Here is a 14,354-nt window from a genome sequence, read left to right as displayed (position 1 = left end):
GTCTAGTTCTGAATGTCCGATGCGGTCAGCACCGGCATCTGCCATTCATGCGGCGTGGCTTCACCGGTTTGATAGAACTTGCGCACCCGCTTGATATAGCCGACGAAATCCGGGTTGATCGTAGCTAGCCGGTTGCACATATCCCAATCCACGGCCGCGCGTTCGCGGGCGGGGATCACGATCTGGCTGTTGCTGACATCGTCGGGGTCGAGCTGGATCACGCCCACGCCGTGCGCCGCGCACAACAGGCGCAGCTCGCGCAGCGCATCGCTGTCGATGTCCTTGGCGACCAGATAGGCAAAGCTCGCCCAGCTGGAGTTCGACACCGTCTGGAAAAAATCCTGCCGCACATTGCTCCGGCCCAGCGCCAGCTTCACCTCGAACGACCACAGCCGCGATTGCGTATCGCCGCGCTCCCGCACGCAAGCGCGCAACTCGGGCTGCCATTGGCGCGTCAGGTCTTCCAGCGCCACCAGATCCGGGTGCAGCCAGATATTGCTGCCCGCCAACGCGGCCTTGCTCGATGTCGATTCATTGATACGCATCGACAGCAGCTTGTGCTCGCTCCACAGCCACTGTTGCAACACCGGGTAAAGATCCTTTTCCAGCAGGCCCGGCCGGGCGCTGGCCGGCGCCGTTACTGCCACCGACGGATCGGCCACATCCTCGCCGGCCCAGCACATCTTGCGCGGGCGGCCTTCCAGAATGCGCAAGGCCGGCAACTGCGACGCCCAATCGGTGAGCGAACCGCCGATTTCCGCCTGCAGCTGCCAGAACAGGTCTGCATCCGTTTGCAGCGTTTTGCTGGCGCCAAGCTTTTGCTGGCAAAACTCGGGATATGCCGCCATCAAGGCCCGCGCCATTTCGGCCGACGTAAACGCTTGGCCCGTGGCCGCGCTCAATGTCGCTACTACGCGGGCTTTCAGCGTCATTTTGATTGGCGCGTTCATCCGGCGTTTCCTTCTACGGCAGATTGCACTTCGGCGGCCGCCTCCGGCAGGCGCAGTTGGCCGGAGATCAGCCGGGGCAGCAGCGTGTCGCGCAGGGTGGCGAGGGTTTGGGCTTGCTGATGATTCTTTGTGATTTTGATCAGCAACTCGGCTGCAACGGCGTTGAAGGAGTCAAACACTTCGTCAGACGGGCACACGCATGTCAGATTGGCGACCACTTCTGGTCGCACAGCTGGATATGCGCCGCCGTCGGCGACGTGGGTTAAGTGTTCAATACTGTTGTCGTTTGTGGCTGCCAAATAAACAAATGCCGTGTTTCTCTGATGCTTTGGCCTCAGTACTGCAAAGCCCGTGCTGCCCGTAAAATTGCTCGCAGCATCGTAAATAAAAGCGAAAGAGCGATTGCCGGGACGAACCGTGCCGACAATAGTGTCGCCATCACGCAAAACACGTCTTGCCCGACTCGGCGCATCGTCAAATTCAAACTCAGCAATATCCGCGATTACGTTGTTTTTAGCATTTGCCAAATCGATATATGCGACGCTTTCTGGATGTCTTTTTGCTGTCCACGACTCAGGGTTGAGGTCAGCAAGATCGGCGATCTGCCCAATCCACCACCCCTCTGGCACTAGCCCTTGCGGGGTGTCGGTGAAAGTGGACGGGAACAGCGCTTGCACCTCGGGCGGCAGCGTCGGGGCTTGGGTGCCGGCGTTGGCGTGGACGGGGTCGAAATCGACAAACCACGACTTGAACAGCGCCTGCGCCATCGCCTCCAGCGTCGCATTGGTCTCGCGGAGCTGTTCAATCCTGCTGGCGAGTTCAAAATGGAATTGACCAATCCAATCCTGTGTCTTACGGTCAGCAGGCCTTGGAATCATTAGTTTATCGAAATCTGTTTTCTTCAAATGCGGAATTACAGCATCAACATTTAGCGCCTTAATCCGCTTTTGAACCAACTCCGAACGTAATGCCGCAAACAAATACAAAGGACTAATTTTTTTTGAATCTGCACGCAGCGCAACCATATCCTGCGCAATGCAAAAATCAACAGGGTCAGGGACTAAGCAAACAGCGCCATTTTGACTCCCTTTGTTTGTCAAAAGAATGTCGAATGGTTTTGGGTGCGCTCTAAACCATGTGTCATATGTATGCTGTGAGACAAAACGAAGATTCAGTTTTTGTGGGTATAGATCTTTATTATTTACGCAATTGGTCGCAATTAGCGCGATGCCTGATGATTCGGTTGGTGCTGTTTTTCCGCGATTATCAACGATAAACTCAACCGCATCTTTCAATGAAATCTCATTCATTGCAGCACCATTGGACTCAACAACCAAAGGTATCGTTCCAGCAGCCTTGTTTATAGATTGGTTCATGGCAATACCCTCATCCGGCGTATTTCCAATGTGCGGCAAATGCTCCTTACCAAAATTTAGTTCAGAACTCATACCCCAGCCCTCCCAGTTTCTGGCGAATCAACTGATCGAGCTCTGCGCCCTTGGCCATCTGCTCGCCAAGTTTTTCGGTGAGCGAGGTCATTTTGGTGGCGAAATCTTCGTCGTTGTCTTCGACGTCTTCCGCGCCAACATAGCGGCCGGGAGTGAGTACGTGACCGTGCTCGGCGATTTCCGCCAGCGGCACGCTGCGGCAGAAGCCGGGGATGTCTTCATAAATACTCTCGCCATCTATGCCGCGCCAAGCACTAACCAGATTGGCAATGCGGGCAATACCATCGTCGTCCAACTCGCATTGCACGCGCGAAATCATTTTTCCGAGCTTGCGCGCGTCGATGAACAGAACTTCGCCTTGGCGGGTGGTTTTGGTTTTGGCCAAGAACCACAGGCAGGCGGGGATTTGGGTGTTGAAGAACAGCTGGCCGGGCAGCGCAATCATCACTTCGACTACGTCGGCGTCGACCATGGCGCGGCGGATGTCGCCCTCGCTGTTCTGGCTGGACGACATCGAGCCGTTGGCCAGCACAATGCCAGCGCGACCATCGGATTTCAGGTGGTAAAGCATGTGTTGCAGCCACGCGTAGTTGGCGTTGCCTTGCGGCGGCGTGCCGTACACCCAGCGCGAATCGCCTTCTAGGCTGCCATGCCACCAGTCGCTGATATTGAACGGCGGGTTGGCGAGGATGTAGTCGGCGCGCAGGTCGGGGTGCTGGTTTTTGGTGAAGGTGTCGCCCGGCTCGCGGCCGAGATTGAAGTCGATGCCGCGAATGGCGAGGTTCATTGCCGCCAAGCGCCACGTCGTCGGGTTGGATTCCTGCCCGTAAATCGACACATCGCCCAGCTTGCCGCCGTGGGCTTCGATGAATTTTTCCGATTGCACAAACATACCGCCCGAGCCGCAGCACGGGTCGTAGACCTTGCCCTGATGCGGGTCGAGCACGGCGACCAGCGTTTTCACGATGGATTGCGGCGTGTAGAACTGCCCACCCTTTTTGCCTTCGGCGCTGGCGAACTGGCCGAGGAAGTATTCGTACACCTGGCCGAGAATATCGCGCGCCTGGCGCTGATCCTGGCCAAAGCCGATGGTCGAAACCAGATCGACGAGCTCGCCGAGCTTGCCGTCGGGCAGCGGCGCGCGGGCGTAGCGCTTATCCAGAATGCCTTTCAGGCGCGGGTTTTCAACCTCGATGACGGCCAGCGCGTCATCGATGCGCTTGCCGATGTCGGCCTGCTTGGCGTTGTTGCGCAAGCCTTCCCAGCGCGCGCCTTCGGGCACCCAGAACACATTGACTTCAAGGTAGTAATCGCGGTCTTCCAGTTCATCAAAGAGCAGGTCATCGTCGCTGTCATGCAGGAAGTAGTCGTCGCCCTCGTCGGCAAAGCGGCGGGTGAGTTCATCGCGGCGTGCCTGAAAGGTGTCGGAAACGAACTTGAGGAAAATCAGCCCGAGCACGAGGTGCTTGTATTCGGCGGCGTCCACATTGGCGCGCAGCTTGTCGGCGGCGGCCCAGAGGGTTTTCTTGATGTCGGCGATCATGAGGTGCTGTAAGCATTTGATCAGCCGATTATCCGGGCTGAGCGGACCAGCGGCTAGTGCCATATTGGTGCATACAGCGTGTGGCGGCGCTTTCTGTTGCGCGTCGTCAGCAGATATTGTGGAGTCGTGGGATGCGCTCTCGTCACGCTTGACTCACTTGCACCAGCGTTGTTAAAGTTTTGCCAAACTGGCGAATCGAGCGACCAGAGACAATGACAGAAAGCCCTGCGTCCATTTGGACGGGGCTTTTTTCGTTTCTAGCGCCGATGGCCGTTGGTGATTTCGAACGCATTTTGTCAGCACTACGCGCGCACGCGCGACCCTGAGAAACCTGCTGGCGCTTTGTCGCGTCTGACTTCCAATCATCTGGTCCTTCCTGCCGTCCACGTATCTGTAGTCCCGATCATTCCCAAACCCCGCTCGACGTAAGTCGGCGGGGTTTTTCATTGGAGCAAACATGCCGGCCCAATCCCCTGAAACGGTCACAGCGGCGCTGCAGACGTACTTTCGCCCGAACCATGCCGCGGCATATCTCGATATTGGCCGCAGCACGCTGTATCGCTTGATGTCGACTGATCCTGCCTTTCCAAGACCGATCAAGCTCGGGCGTTCTACCTTGCTGCGTCGTGAGGAGCTGGATGCCTATGTGCTTCGAATGCGCCGGGAGGGTTGATTGTTGTGCGCCTGGAGATCACGTTTGTTGATGTAACCCTTTAGCCTGTTCGCCATCGCTTAGCTTGATTGCAGGCAAGTCAATCCCCGCTTCGGCGGGGATTTTTATTTGTACGACCCAATAACCCCGCTCGAAGCAATTCGGCGGGGTTTTTTTATGGAGTTTGTATGTCCACAAAAAACCACGCAGTGCCGATTGACGCTTATCTGACGTACTTGCGCCCCAGCCAGGCTGCGCAGTATTTGCGCATTGGTCGGAGCACGCTTTATCGCCTGATGGCTGCTGACCCTGCATTTCCTCGACCCTGCAAGCTTGGCGGCGCGACGTTACTGCGCCGGGACGAGCTGGATGGTTATGCGGAGCGGCAACGTGCAGTTTGAGCTGTGGTGCGATGCCGGTGTTGGGTTTACATGCCTGACGGTGATTCACGTGGCACTCCAGCTAGGCTGGGCCGTAGCCATGTACTGCCGTTTGTTTGCTGAATGGTCGCGCGTGCATGGCGCTGCGTTTTTCAGGCTGAGTGGGGTGGGAATATCGTGGCGGCGATGATCGGCGCGGCGAGCGACGAGGGCGATCCAATTGGGTCGCCCTTTTTGTTTGGCCGTGCCATAACTCACGCAAAAAAGCGTCGGCCATCGGCGTGCAACGCCAGCAATCATGCGGGACGAATCGAGGCAGGCCGGCTCGGCAAGAGTCTAGTCATCCTGTTTGTGTTGAAACTCGAATGGCAAGACGAGGGGAGGTGGTGCACGTGCCCAAGCGAAATGGGGGCCAACGACTGGTTTACACCCCAATTTTGGATCGCATTGATCGGATAACGGTGGCTGCGTTGATGCACATGCGTCGTCCGGCGGCAGTAATGATCCGGTTCACGTTGAACCACTCCCATTCACCCAGTGCAGCCGCGCAGCAACTGATTGAATATGTTGCACGGAAAGGCGGCACACGGCCGTTGTATCTTTGGGTACGTGAAGTCGCGGAGCGCGACGAGAATGGGTTTGCTGGTACGTATGAACATTTCCACCTGGCGCTGCTGTTTGACCGGGCCGTTGTCGGACCCCGGACCGTGAAAGCCGGGTTGGTGCGGCTAGAAAGGCGGGGTTGGCTGGTAGAGGGCTCGCACATCAGTCGATTTGAAGGCGATACCCGCTATATGGTGCATGACCTTCGCGATCCGAAAATGGCCGAAAACTATCGGCACCATATGGCTTATCTGGCCAAGTGCGGCACTAAGCCTGCACAGCGAGGTAGGCGCCTGTTTGGCTCATCCTCGGGCTTCAAGTCAGTCAATAATGTCCACGATGCTGATTGCGGCTTGAGAGGGACTATCCCAATCCCGAAGGGGAAAAATGCGACAGCATCCGTTGAGGTCGCGCTTCTTCCGTGTCTTGGTGTGTTGATCAGTGCGTCTGCTTCAGAGCAGGGCAGTATCATCCTAAAAAAGCGACCGATAGACCTCAACATGGGCAAGAAAGCGATCTAGCCGCTCCCGTTAACGGTACAGAGGCTGCTGGCGAAGCACAGGTCGGAGCGAGTCCGGGTGATATTGGCCGTTCGCAAAAAGCTAAAGGCCATGGCACTGAAGCAGGCGAAAAACGAGGTCGCCGATGCATCGCTGTCCGATGTTCAGAACACCGGCGGCAACACCGACTGTTGACCTTCGAAGGCCCAATCGATCGCCAAGCCCTCATAAACCGCTTGGCCGTCGGGGACCAGACCGTGAAAGGGCAGGTTGTTCAGGCGGTCCTGAGTCAGTACGGCCACGCAATCAGCGAACACGGCGTCGTCAGCAATTTGGCGAAACAGAATGAGGTCAATCGGAAATCGCTGGCCGTGATACGGATTGAGCAGAAAGCGCGCGACCACCTTGGCGGTGTTTGTGCGCTTGCCGTGAGCAATCAACAAGAGTCGATGTAATGCCGATTCGCCTTTGACCCAAGCTGGCTCGTCAGGCGCGGCAGCCACGTTTTCGACCTGCGCTTCGATGATCCGTTGCAGGCGTTCAGTTCGTCGGGCCTGCTCGCTGGCATGCTGATCTGGCGGTGTAGCGCCAAGCACAAGGAAAGATGGGGCATCGGTCATATGCCGATATGTCGCACTCACTGCGGTGGGGCGCCGCGATCTGCCAAGCGTAGCAGCGGACTGGCGTGCTTGCGAAGCCAGGCCCTCCGTGTGGTGGCGGACAAGGTGCGAAACCCATTGCCGTGCTTTGTGGGGGCAAAAGTGGGGGCAATTTGCCCATTTGCCCGAAATGCAACAAGGGCTTACAGATTCATCATCTGTAAGCCCTTGTATTTACTGGTGCCGGCGGCAGGATTCGAACTCGCGACCCCCTGATTACAAGTCAGGTGCTCTACCAACTGAGCTACACCGGCGAAGAACGGCATTCTAGCGGCTTGGGGCGTGCTTGGGAACTCTTTTGCGTGGTGTGATGCGGCAAACATGATTCACAGAGAATGGTTTCACGGCTAAAATGCAATTCAGTTGCAACTAGCCTTGCCCGCCGCCCACCGTAGCGGGCGTCATGTGATGACCCATAACGTTTCGAATCTCCTTCCCAGCGTGCCGCGGCGGCTGGCCAGCTGGTTGTTCGCGCTCAGCGCCGGCCAGCGTCTGTTGCTGGTTTCGCCCTTGATCGCGCTGATCTGGGCGCTGGTTGCGTGGTCGCTGCAATGATCACGCTCGATCATGTGTCGGTGAAATACCGTCAGCGTTTGGCGGTGGCCGAGGTCTGCGGCACGTTTACCACCGGGCGTTCGACCGCGATCGTTGGCCCCAATGGCGCGGGCAAGACGACCTTGCTCAAGGCGATGGCGGGCCTGTTGCCGGCGTCGTCCGGGCAGATCCACACGCCGGAGCGCGTGGCTTATCTGCCGCAACGTACCGAGCTGGACCGGCAGTTTCCGATGACGGTGGCCGAGCTGGCGTTGTCGGGCAGCTGGCGCCGCAGCGGCGCATGGCGACGGCTGGATCGCAGCGAGCAGGAGCGGGCGGTGCATGCGCTGGGCCATCTTGGGCTGGCCGAGCTGGCGAACCGGCCGATCGGCACGCTGTCAGGGGGGCAGTTGCAGCGGGCGCGGTTTGCGCGGCTGATGGTGCAGGATGCGCCGGTGTTGCTGCTCGACGAGCCGCTGAACAATCTCGATCCGGCCAGCCGTGACGTGCTGCTCAAGCAGCTGACCGATTGGCAGATCGAAGGCCGCACGGTGATCGCGGTGATGCACGACCTTGATCTGGTGTCGCGGCATTTCGACGAAACGCTGCTGTTGTCCGGCACGGTGCAGGCCTGGGGCGCGACAGCGGCGGTGCTGGCCGCCGCGCGTGCCGAAATCGGCTTTACCGGCCATTCGCTGTGGGTGAACCCGCTGATCGAGGAGGCGGGATCGTGAGCCTGCACGAGTTGTTGATTGCACCGTTTGCCGAGTTCGATTTCATGCGCCGCGCACTGGTCGGCTGCGTGGTGCTGGCGCTGAGCTGCGCGCCGGTCGGTGTCTTGCTGGTGCTGCGGCGGATGAGCCTGATGGGCGATGCGCTGTCGCATGCGGTGCTGCCGGGCGCGGCGGTCGGTTATCTGATCGGGGGTTTCGCGCTGCCGTGGCTGGCGGGTGGCGGCATCGTCGCCGCGCTGCTGGTGGCGGTGCTGGCCGGCATAGCCGGCCGCTATACGGTGCTGAACGAGGACGCGAGTTTTGCCGGTTTCTACCTGATGGCGCTGGCGCTCGGCGTGGTGCTGATTTCGCGCTGGGGTAGCCAGGTCGATCTGATTCACCTGCTGTTCGGCTCGGTGCTGGCGATCGATGATGCCGCGCTTTACGTGGTTGCCGCGGTGGCGACGATCAGCATTGCCTGGCTGGCGCTGTGTTATCGCGGCGTGGTGCTCGAATGTGTCGACCCGGGCTTCCTGTCGGCGGCCGGCCGTGGCGGCAGCCCGTATCACCTGGGGCTGATCGTGCTGACGGTACTGAATCTCGTCGCCGGTTTTCAGGCGATGGGCACGCTGATGGCGATCGGACTGATGATGCTGCCGGCCACCGTGGCGCGGTTGTGGGCCGATACGCTGCCGGGGTTGATGGGCGTCGCATGGGGGGTCGGGCTGGTGTCGACGATCGGCGGCTTGCTGGTGTCCTACCACGCCGGCCTGCCGTCGGGCCCGGCGATCGTGCTGGTCGCCAGTCTGTTTTACCTCGTCTCGCTGACGCTGGCGCCGCACGGCTGGCGTGGCCAGCGCGGTTCGCAAGGCGACGCGCGCTAGTCATATCTTTATTTCAGGGGAGTTGCGCATGATTCGTCGTTGCATTCTGGGCATGGCGCTGGCCATCGGTTTGAGCGGTATCGCACGCGCGGCAGAGCCGCTGCCGGTGGTGGCCAGCTTCAGCATTCTTGGCGATCTGGTGCGCAATGTCGGCGGTGATCGCGTCAAGGTGACGACGCTGGTCGGCGCCGATGGCGACGCCCATGTGTATCAGCCGACGCCGGCCGACGTCGGCACGCTGAGCAAGAGCAGGGCCTTCTTCGTCAACGGCCTGGGTTTCGAAGGCTGGATGAAGCGGCTGACGGCGTCGAGCAAGTACAAGGGCACCGTGGTGACCGTGTCGGACGGCATCAAGCCGCGTGCGATGGCCCACGCTGACCATGACGATCATGGTCATGATCACGGCGCCGATCCGCACGCCTGGCAGGACATTGGCAATGCACGGCTGATGGTGAAGAACATCGCCGCCGCGCTGGCGAAAATCGACCCGGCCGGCGCTAGCGTCTATCAGGCGAATGCCAAGCGGTACGACGGGCAACTGGCCGAGCTGTCGAAATGGGCCGACGCGCAGGTCGCGGCGATTCCTCAGGCCCGCCGCAAGGTGATCACCAGTCACGATGCCTTTGGTTATCTGGGCGCGCGCTACCAGATCACGCTGCTGTCGCCACAGGGGCTGTCGACCGAGGCCGAAGCCAGTGCCAAGGACGTCGGCAACCTGATCCGGCAAATCAAGCAGAGCGGCATCAAGGCGGTGTTCGTCGAGAATATCAGCAACCGCAAGCTGATCGAACAGATCGGCCGCGAAACCGGCGCGTCGCTCGAGGGCGAGCTGTATTCGGATGCGCTGTCAGCCAAGCCCGAGGCTAATAGCTATCTGGCTATGTATCGCCACAACATCACCACGCTGACCGCCGGGATGAAGGCCAACCGCTAGCATCAAAGCGGTTTGACGAGGAGATTGCCATGCAAGTGAGGCGTATCGTCGCCAATCTCGCCGCGGCCGACCCGGCCGGGGCCGATGCGTTTTATCGCGATCTTCTCGGCTTGACGCTGGTCATGGATCACGGCTGGATCCGCACCTACGCGGCGCAGCAGACCATGGCCGTGCAGATCAGCGTGGCCAGCGAAGGCGGCGCCGGGACGCCGGTGCCCGATCTGTCGATCGAGGTCGATGATCTGGACGAGGCGCTGGCGCGCGTGCGCAAGGCGGGCGTTGCGATCGAATATGGGCCGACAACCGAAGCCTGGGGCGTTCGGCGCTTCTTTGTCCGCGACCCGTTCGGCAGGCTGGTCAATATCCTGCAGCACGGCTGAGCGCGTGACACCGGGTCGGCCGGCTGTCCGATCCAAAACAAAAAACCCGGCTTGGCCGGGTTTTTTTGCGTGCCTTGGTACTTACTTCTTGGCGGTGTCTTTCGACGAAAAGAACGCATCCGAAAAGAACTCGTCCTCGGGCAGGCCGCGGGCGACGCAGTGCTGGTAGGCCGCTTCGACCATCACCGGCGCGCCGCAGGCGTAGACCTGCCAGCCGGCGAGGTTGCCGAAATCGTCGGTGATCGCATCGTGCAGGAAACCGGTCCGCCCGGCCCATTCGCCCTTGGGCTCGGACAGCACCGGGATGAAGGTGAAGTTCGGATGTTCGCGCTGCCACTGGTCGGTCAGCTCGGTCATGTAATAGTCGTCAAGCGTGCGCGCGCCCCAGTAGAGGATCATTTCGCGCTGGATGCCCTTGTTGAAGGCGTGCTCGAGGATGCCCTTGATCGGCGCGAAGCCGGTGCCGGTGGCGAGGAAGATGATCGGCTTGTCCGAGTCTTCGCGCAGGAAGAACGAACCCAGCGGGCCGGTGAAGCGGAAGATCTCGCGCTCTTTCAGCTCGTTCCACACGTATTCGGAGAAATCGCCGCCGGCGACGTGGCGGATGTGCAGCTGCAGATATTCACCGTCGTGCGGGGCGTTGGCGATCGAGAAGCTGCGCTTCTTGCCGGTCTTGGTGTGGATGTCGATGTACTGGCCGGCGAGGAACTGCATTCGCTCGGTGGCCGGCAACTTCAGAGACAGCACCGCGACGTCGTGCGAGACCTTGTCGATCTTCTGCACCCGGCACGGCAGGGTCTTGATCTGGATGTCCTTGGTCGCAGCGACTTCGCGGCATTCGATCGTGATCGTATCGGTGACGGCGGTGGCGCAACAGAACAGCGCCAGGCCGCGCTCCATTTCGGTATGCGACAGCGCCGAGTCGGCGTGCGGGCCGTGCTCGACCCGACCCTCGACAACCAGTCCTTTGCAGGCGCCGCAGGCGCCGTTCTTGCAGCCATAGGGCATGTTGAAGCCGCTGCGCATCGCGGCGTCGAGAAGGGTTTCGTCGCCTTCGAGGCTGATTTGCTGGCCCGAGGGCAGAATGGTAAGTTGCTTCGACATTTCTGCGTCTTCGTAAATTGGATGAGCTTGCGTAAACGAACCCCGAACCTTGCCAAGCCGCGGTTGCTGATCGTCGGTTGCGGCGACGTGATGGCGCGCGCCCTGCCGTGGCTGGCGCGACGCTTTCGCATCTACGCCAGCGCGCGTTCACCCGAATCGGCGGCGCGGCTGCGTGCGCTTGGCGTGGTGCCGGTGCCGGCCGATCTCGATGCGGGAATTCCGCTACGGCTGGCGGGCATTGCGCGCTGGGTGATCCACAGTGCGCCGCCGGCGACGTCGGGGCCGCGCGATGGGCGCACCCGCCGACTGCTGGCCGCACTGGCCCGGCCAGCGCGACATTCGATCGGGGCGAGTTTATCACAGCGCCATGTTGCGCCGCGCCGGCTGGCCTATATCGGCACCAGCGGTGTGTACGGCAACGCCGGTGGTGCGTGGGTCGATGAAACCCGGCCGGCCGCGCCGGATTCGCCCCGTGCGCAGCGCCGTGCCGATGCCGAATCCACCTTGCGCGCCTTTGCCCGGCGTCATCGAATGAGGCTTGGGCTGCTGCGCGCGCCGGGTATTTACGCCGAGGATCGGCTACCCGAGGCGCGTGTCCGCCGTGGCGAGCCGGCGATTGTCGCTGGCGAAGACAGCTATTCGAACCATATCCACGCCGACGATCTGGCGCACGCCGTGTGTCTGGCACTGTTCCGGGCCGCGCCGCTGCGCAGCTACAACGCCAGCGACGATGCACCGGGCAAGATGGGCGACTGGTTCGATCAGGTTGCCGATCACCTCGGCTTGCCGCGCGTGCCGCGGGTTAGCCGTGCCGACGCGCAGCTTCAGCTATCACCGGGTTTGTTGAGTTATCTGAACGAATCGCGACGGCTGGCCAATGCGCGGATCAAGCGTGAACTGCGTTTGACGCTGCGCTGGCCCTGCGTGGCGGATTGGCTGGCGGACCAGTCGGACAAGGCCCGCGCCAGGTAAAAAGCCCAACCGGATGGGTTGGGCTTTTGAGGCTCAAAGGCTGCGCCTGGAACTATCCCAGTCGGCGAGCGAGCCAAAGCAGTTTGGCGTCGCCCGAAGCGCAGGAGCCGAAGTGGACATGCGGTCCATGCGGACGCTCCGAAGGAAGTACCCTTGGGGTGCGCCCCGAAGGTAGCCCCCTTGCGGGGTTACGGAGCACCGGACGACGACAAAATGCGCAGGCGCAGCCGCCTGATGGAGTTCAGAGCAGGTCGGCCGGGATGTTGCCGCCATTGGCCGCGAGCTTTTGCAGCACCGTCTTGTGCAGCCAGATATTCATCTGCGCCGAATCGGCCAGTTTGTCCGCCGGGCAGTGCAGCTCGCCCGCCAGTTCCTTGCGCGCGGCCAGGCTGCTGTCGAGGCCGAGCAGCTTCAGCAGGTCGACGATCGATGTTTTCCAGTTCAGCGTCTCGGCGTTTGCACTCGCCAGCGCCTCCAGCTTGGCGACGACGTCGACCGGGCTGATCGCCTGGACCTGCGGCGCGGCCGGCGCAGCGGCGGCTGGCGCTGTCGCAGCGGGGGCTGGTGCGGCGGCGGCGACGTCCTGCTTATCGTCGCCGAAACCGAGCTTGGACAGAATGTTGCTGAAGATACCCATGATGCATGCCTCGGATAAGTGGTCGGATGACTGCTTCGAGCAAAGCGTCAACACAGCTTATGACATTGATCCGGGGATTGCGGCCGGGAAGCGCCGGCCGTCTAGCCGGTCAGCGCGCGGCGCTCGCGTTCAAGCTGGGCGATCTGCCGTTGCAACGCCGCCTCGGCGCCGCGCGGCAGCGACACGAACTGGCAGCCAAGCAGTTGCTGCTCGCCCTGCGGCAACAGCACGGTGCGGACGCCGCGCACCGACAGATCGGTCTGGAAGGCAATGCCGGCACCGAGTTCAAGCGTGGCATCGCGCAGGATCTCGCCACGCGTCAGTAGGCCGACATTGATCGCGCCGGCCCACAGGCCGACGCCGCCCAGCGAGATATCGTGCAGATTGAAGCCGACGGCGCTGCCGTCGGGCAGGCGGGTGTGGCAGCGGTATGGATTGACGATCGGCGTCTGCAAGCGGAAGAACTCGCGCCGTTGCAGCTTGACGAGCTGATCCGGCAGCGCGGCTTCGAACGCTGGCGCGTTTTCGTGCTGGACGATGCTCGGCGCCGAGCAGACAAACTGCACCTTGACGCCATCGGGCAGCGCGACGAAGACATTGCGCGGCGAAGCCTGCAGCGCGCGATTGATTGCCTCCTGCCCGGCCCAGTCAAAGCGAAAGCGCCGTGCCTTGGCGTCGACGTCGAGGATGCGCGTGGTCAGCATCGATTTGCCGTGGTCGAAATAGATGGTCACGAAATCGCCGCGGTTCATCAGGTTGCGCAACACGGCGGCGACTTCGAGCGGATTGCTCAGCGTATACGGCGCGAGATCGTCGCTCTCGGCCAGCGGATGGATGTTCGGGTCTTTGGGGTCTTGCATGGACGGGGATTATTCCTGAACGAGCGCGCGCAGATCGTGGGTCAGCACCGCGCTGCCCGCGCCGTAGTTGACCAGCACGCGCAGCTTGCCCTGCTTGTCGATCAGATACGTGCCGGCACTGTGGTCGACGGTGTAATTGGCGCCGTCGCCCTGTTGCTGGACGATGACCTTGTATTGTTCGGCGACCTTGGCGACGTCGGCCTGGCTGCCGGTCAGGCCGATGAAGCGCGGGTCGAACGCCGGTACATACTGCGCCAGCACGGCGGTGGTATCGCGGGCCGGGTCGACACTGACGAACAGGACCTGCACCTTGTCGGCGTCGGTGCCGAGCTGCTTCATCACGTCCTTCAGCTCGACCATCGTCGTCGGGCAGACGTCCGGGCACTGGGTGTAGCCGAAGAACAGCGCCACGGCCTTGCCCTGGAAATCCGAGAGCTTACGCGGCTTGCCATCTTGCGCGGTCAGCGTGAAATCGCCGCCGAAACTCACACCGGAAATATCGCTGCCCTGAAACGCGGTCGGCTTGCCGCATGCGGCCAGCAGCAGGGCAAAAGCAAGGGTCAGGAGCAGTTGGAAGGCGCGCATGATGAGCCGGGTGCAA

At 61.2% G+C, this 14,354-nt stretch carries 17 protein-coding genes and 1 tRNA gene; 8 read left to right on the top strand and 10 right to left on the bottom strand.

Features of this window, described 5'->3' with window-relative positions; translation table 11 throughout:
* Positions 1-2: 2 nt before the first annotated feature.
* From R0382_RS17430 to R0382_RS17420, 3 genes are read right to left on the bottom strand one after another with little or no spacing between them, the layout of a single operon-like run.
* Entirely contained in the window at positions 3-950 is a 948-nt protein-coding gene (locus R0382_RS17430) for an HrgA protein (protein ID WP_432721269.1), read from the bottom strand.
* Positions 947-2,398, bottom strand: a complete 1,452-nt coding sequence (locus R0382_RS17425; protein WP_432721268.1) for a restriction endonuclease subunit S — start codon at positions 2,396-2,398, stop codon at positions 947-949. Before R0382_RS17425 ends, R0382_RS17430 begins: the two co-directional genes overlap by 4 nt.
* Entirely contained in the window at positions 2,388-3,941 is a 1,554-nt protein-coding gene (locus R0382_RS17420) for a type I restriction-modification system subunit M (protein WP_432721267.1), read from the bottom strand. The genes R0382_RS17425 and R0382_RS17420 overlap by 11 nt, the downstream gene beginning before the upstream one ends.
* A 457-nt stretch (positions 3,942-4,398) precedes the next feature.
* On the opposite strand from R0382_RS17420, the gene R0382_RS17415 reads away from it, so the two are divergent.
* Positions 4,399-4,614, top strand: a complete 216-nt coding sequence (locus R0382_RS17415; RefSeq protein WP_432721266.1) for a helix-turn-helix transcriptional regulator — start codon at positions 4,399-4,401, stop codon at positions 4,612-4,614.
* A gap of 18 nt (positions 4,615-4,632) precedes the next feature.
* Here the strand turns inward: R0382_RS17415 and R0382_RS17410 are convergent, their stop codons facing one another.
* Positions 4,633-5,043 (bottom strand): hypothetical protein, encoded by a 411-nt coding sequence (locus tag R0382_RS17410; protein WP_432721265.1) that lies wholly within the window; start codon positions 5,041-5,043, stop codon positions 4,633-4,635.
* A 316-nt stretch (positions 5,044-5,359) separates the two neighbouring features.
* Here R0382_RS17410 and R0382_RS17405 point away from each other — a divergent pair, with 316 nt between their 5' ends.
* Complete coding sequence (locus R0382_RS17405) at positions 5,360-6,097, top strand: hypothetical protein (protein ID WP_432721264.1); 738 nt, start codon at positions 5,360-5,362, stop codon at positions 6,095-6,097.
* A gap of 143 nt (positions 6,098-6,240) precedes the next feature.
* Here R0382_RS17405 and R0382_RS17400 read toward each other — a convergent pair whose 3' ends face one another.
* Together R0382_RS17400 and R0382_RS17395 are read right to left on the bottom strand one after the other, a co-directional pair.
* On the bottom strand, positions 6,241-6,696 hold the full coding sequence (locus tag R0382_RS17400; RefSeq protein ID WP_432721262.1) for a DUF7673 family protein: 456 nt from the start codon (positions 6,694-6,696) through the stop codon (positions 6,241-6,243).
* A 217-nt stretch (positions 6,697-6,913) separates the two neighbouring features.
* Positions 6,914-6,989 (bottom strand) — tRNA-Thr (locus R0382_RS17395).
* A gap of 154 nt (positions 6,990-7,143) precedes the next feature.
* Between R0382_RS17395 and R0382_RS17390 the strand changes: the two genes are divergently transcribed.
* The 5 genes from R0382_RS17390 to R0382_RS17370 are packed head-to-tail and all read left to right on the top strand — an operon-like array spanning position 7,144 to position 10,180.
* Positions 7,144-7,290, top strand: a complete 147-nt coding sequence (locus tag R0382_RS17390) for a hypothetical protein (RefSeq protein ID WP_432721261.1) — start codon at positions 7,144-7,146, stop codon at positions 7,288-7,290.
* A complete protein-coding gene (locus R0382_RS17385; RefSeq protein ID WP_432721260.1) occupies positions 7,287-8,003 on the top strand; it encodes a metal ABC transporter ATP-binding protein in 717 nt (238 codons plus the stop codon). Before R0382_RS17390 ends, R0382_RS17385 begins: the two co-directional genes overlap by 4 nt.
* Positions 8,000-8,866 (top strand): metal ABC transporter permease, encoded by an 867-nt coding sequence (locus tag R0382_RS17380; RefSeq protein WP_432721259.1) that lies wholly within the window; start codon positions 8,000-8,002, stop codon positions 8,864-8,866. Before R0382_RS17385 ends, R0382_RS17380 begins: the two co-directional genes overlap by 4 nt.
* Positions 8,867-8,894: 28 nt before the next feature.
* On the top strand, positions 8,895-9,800 hold the full coding sequence (locus tag R0382_RS17375) for a metal ABC transporter substrate-binding protein (RefSeq protein WP_432721258.1): 906 nt from the start codon (positions 8,895-8,897) through the stop codon (positions 9,798-9,800).
* 29 nt (positions 9,801-9,829) lie between these two features.
* Positions 9,830-10,180 (top strand): VOC family protein, encoded by a 351-nt coding sequence (locus R0382_RS17370; RefSeq protein WP_432721257.1) that lies wholly within the window; start codon positions 9,830-9,832, stop codon positions 10,178-10,180.
* 81 nt (positions 10,181-10,261) lie between these two features.
* On the opposite strand, the gene R0382_RS17365 is transcribed toward R0382_RS17370, so the two are convergent.
* Positions 10,262-11,284: a CDP-6-deoxy-delta-3,4-glucoseen reductase gene (locus tag R0382_RS17365; protein WP_432721256.1), complete on the bottom strand. Its 1,023-nt coding sequence runs from the start codon at positions 11,282-11,284 to the stop codon at positions 10,262-10,264.
* A gap of 21 nt (positions 11,285-11,305) precedes the next feature.
* On the opposite strand from R0382_RS17365, the gene R0382_RS17360 reads away from it, so the two are divergent.
* A complete protein-coding gene (locus R0382_RS17360) occupies positions 11,306-12,256 on the top strand; it encodes an NAD-dependent epimerase/dehydratase family protein (RefSeq protein WP_432721254.1) in 951 nt (316 codons plus the stop codon).
* A 241-nt stretch (positions 12,257-12,497) separates the two neighbouring features.
* Here R0382_RS17360 and R0382_RS17355 read toward each other — a convergent pair whose 3' ends face one another.
* From R0382_RS17355 to R0382_RS17345, 3 genes are all read right to left on the bottom strand, one after another.
* Positions 12,498-12,893 (bottom strand): DUF3597 domain-containing protein, encoded by a 396-nt coding sequence (locus R0382_RS17355; protein WP_432721253.1) that lies wholly within the window; start codon positions 12,891-12,893, stop codon positions 12,498-12,500.
* Between the two features lie 101 nt (positions 12,894-12,994).
* A complete protein-coding gene (locus tag R0382_RS17350; RefSeq protein WP_432721251.1) occupies positions 12,995-13,753 on the bottom strand; it encodes a flagellar brake protein in 759 nt (252 codons plus the stop codon).
* Positions 13,754-13,762: 9 nt separating this feature from the next.
* Positions 13,763-14,338, bottom strand: coding sequence for an SCO family protein (locus R0382_RS17345; RefSeq protein WP_432721250.1), 576 nt, complete (start codon positions 14,336-14,338; stop codon positions 13,763-13,765).
* Positions 14,339-14,354 lie beyond the last annotated feature (16 nt).

The sequence above is a fragment of the Jeongeupia wiesaeckerbachi genome (genome assembly GCF_050916355.1).
In the GTDB taxonomy this organism is placed as follows: domain Bacteria; phylum Pseudomonadota; class Gammaproteobacteria; order Burkholderiales; family Chitinibacteraceae; genus Jeongeupia; species Jeongeupia wiesaeckerbachi.
The sequence above is the reverse complement of the archived record's forward strand: the minus strand, read 5'-3'. Positions and strand labels throughout refer to the sequence as shown.